We start from the raw sequence: 2,976 nt of genomic DNA on the forward strand, positions 1-2,976 counted from the left end.
TGTCGCGGCTTTGGCAGGCGACGTTCTCGGCCGGGGGCGGTGCCCGCGCCGGCGCGGCGGGGGATGGACTGATGCTGTCGCGGACCCAGCCCCGTCCGGACGACGCGCCGGATGCCGCGCTGTGGGACATCCAGGATCCGATCGTGGATGCCTATCTTGCGGCGCTGCCGGCGGGATGCGTGCCGCGCATCATGGGATCGCGCAGCGTTTTCGTCGCTGACAGCCGTGCCGAGGCCCATGCCCTGGCGGAAGCCGGCATCCGCCGTTCGGGGCTGGTGAAGGAACCGGACGGCGCGCAGACGCTGGAGATGCTGATCCGCAGGATGGATCTGCATGTCGGCACGCCGGACGACGTCATCCGCTCGCTGCGCGCGGACAGGACCTTGGCGCGCGTCACCGACATTGCCTGCCAGGTTCACCCCATGGACCCACCCCACGCCCAGACGCTGCGGTCGATCGAACTGATCGCCCGCGAGGTCGCGCCGGCACTGGGCCTGCGCTGACCCGGCGGGGACGCGGCGTTCAGAACGCCGCGTTCAGGCGCGCATAGTAATAGGCGCCGCTGATCGGAACCTGCAGCGAGAACTGGTCATACGGCATCGCCCCCAGCGCGTTCAGGATCTGGGGCACCTTGCGCGGACGGACATTGAAGATATCGTTTGCCCCGATCGCGAGATGCCATTTCGGGCTGAACCGGTACCCGACCTCCAGGTCGGTCAGCCAGCGCGGGGTGTTCTTGAACTGCCCGAAGCAGGTATTGGAAAAGGCCAGGGACATGCCGTCCAGGGGGCATTTCAGATTCTGGTTGGTCCAGTCCTGATAGGTCATCATGCTGGTCGTCTCGCCGTAGCGGGTCTGGCGGAGATTGATGTCCCATTTTCCGACCGTGTAATACGCATCCAGGATAAGCTTGCTGCGCGGATATTCGGTCGTGATATAGGCCGCGTTCTGCGCGTTGAGCAGCGGCTGCCCCTGCGAATCCAGCGCATTGTGATGCAGGCGCGTGCGGTTGAGATCCAGCGACATGGTCAGCATCAGATTGCCGTAATCGTGGAAATGGAACGTATAATCGGCCTTGATATCCAGGCCCTGGGTACGCGTGCTGGCGCCGTTCGTCATGTAATAAGCCACGTCCTGCGCCGGATTCTGCAGCGCCGCCTCGGACAGCGTATAGCCCATGGCCTGGATCGCATCGATGGCGGGCTGGCCGTTCACGGCGCCGCCGCCCACGATGCGGTCACGCAGGTTGATCTGATAGACGTCGGTTTCGACATGCAGCCCGATCAGCGGCTCGAACACGAAGCCGCCGCTCTCGCTGACCGACCGCTCCGGCTTGAGCGGCTGCGCCCCGAGGGCCTTCGCCGCGGCCGAGGACACCGCGAGAAGTCCGTTGGCGTTGTTCGGGCCCACATTCATCGAGCTGTAATGTTCTTCGGCCAGGGTCGGGGCGCGGAAGCCCGTGCTGATGGTCGCGCGGACGGCAAAACGGGGGGTAAAGTCGTAGCGGGTCGAAACCTTGCCGTTCTCGGTGTTGCCCACGTCGGTATAATGTTCGAACCGGCCGGCGAAATCCAGGTCCCAGTGGCGCAGCGGATGGAAATCGCCGTCGGCATAGGCCGCATAGATATCGCGGTCCCAGTTCCCGGCGCTGGCCGGCCCCAGGCCCGCATAGCCCTGGGTCCCCCCGACCTCGTACGAGTTCGGATTGCCCGCATCGATCTCATAGGTCTCGAGCCGGTGCTCGGCCCCCGCGGCGAACGTCACCGGCACGATCTGGGCGATGCTGAAGCGGCGCCGGACATCGAGATTGTTGGTCCATTGAGCCATGCGATAGGTCTCCGCCCGCGTCTTGTACGGAGAATAGCCGCATCCCTCGGACGAGTAGAAACCGATATCCGCCGGGTTGGTCGAACAGCTCGAGGACAGCATGCCGAGATTGGCGGTATCCTTGTTGCCCATCTTGGTTTCGTCCGCGCCATAGGTCGTGCTGAGGTCCCAGTCCCAGCCGCCGAACAACTGGTCGCCCTTGAGGCCGAACGTCACCCCGTAGTCGTTTTCCTCGTTCGTTTCGATCGGCGTGAAGCCGTTCGGCCACATGATGGGCGCCTTGCTGGGGATTCGGTAATTTTCGATCCCCTCGCCATGACGATGCATATAGGTCAGGTTGCCATAGAATTGCAGGCGGCTGCCGATGATCTCCTTGCCCCAGCCGATCCCGAGATTTTCGCGCGTTTCCTCGGGCGTTCCCAGAATCTCGTTGGAATTGACGGGAACCGGCTTCGCGTTGGGGACGACGCCGGTGTAATAGCCAGATGTCGTCGCCCCCACGGGCCAGTATCCCAGCAGGCGATGATCGGCGGCCCCCACGATCATATGGTCCGTGTGATAGACCTGCCCGCTGAGATGCAGGAATCCGTCGCTCCCCCATTTCAGGCCGCCATCCGCGTTCGCCTGGTAGTTCCATCCGTCGCCGTTATAGGCGTTGGCGCCCGTCTGGACGCTGGCGCTCACGCCGTGATCCTGCTTCCTGGTAATGATATTGACCACGCCGGCGATCGCATCCGATCCGTACAATGCCGCCGCGCCGTCCTCCAGAACCTCGATATGGTCGATCATGTTCGCGGGGATGGTGTTCAGGTCCGCCCCGGTCGCGCCGAATTGCGGCCCCGCATCCTGCACGATATTGGCGGTCGTATGGCGGCGCTTGCCGTCGACCAGGACCAGCACCTCGTTCGGGCCCAGGCCGCGCATCTGGATCGTCGATGTCAGGGCCGCGACGTCCGCCCCCATGGCGACGACGTTGATCGAAGAATATGTGCGGGTCAGGGCATCCGCCAGATTCATCTGTCCCGAACGGCGCAGGACGGCGGACGTGACGACCGACACCGGCGCCGTGCTCTGCCGCGCGTGGCGGCCGACGGCATGCGTGCCGGTGACGATCACGGCCTCGCCCGCATCTGCCGGCGCCGCATTTTG

General features: G+C 64.4%; 1 protein-coding gene and 1 pseudogene. One reads left to right on the forward strand and one right to left on the reverse strand.

Annotated elements, in window-relative coordinates:
• Positions 1-503 (forward strand): annotated as a pseudogene (locus HUK84_RS13850) (putative FMN-dependent luciferase-like monooxygenase); the annotation flags it as partial.
• A gap of 19 nt (positions 504-522) precedes the next feature.
• Here the strand turns inward: HUK84_RS13850 and HUK84_RS13855 are convergent.
• Positions 523-2,976: TonB-dependent receptor plug domain-containing protein (locus HUK84_RS13855; protein ID WP_246285685.1), on the reverse strand; the 2,454-nt coding region annotated here is incomplete at its 5' end.

Origin of the sequence: Nguyenibacter vanlangensis (assembly GCF_013376155.1) — a bacterium.
GTDB classification, from domain to species: Bacteria; Pseudomonadota; Alphaproteobacteria; order Acetobacterales; family Acetobacteraceae; genus Gluconacetobacter; species Gluconacetobacter vanlangensis.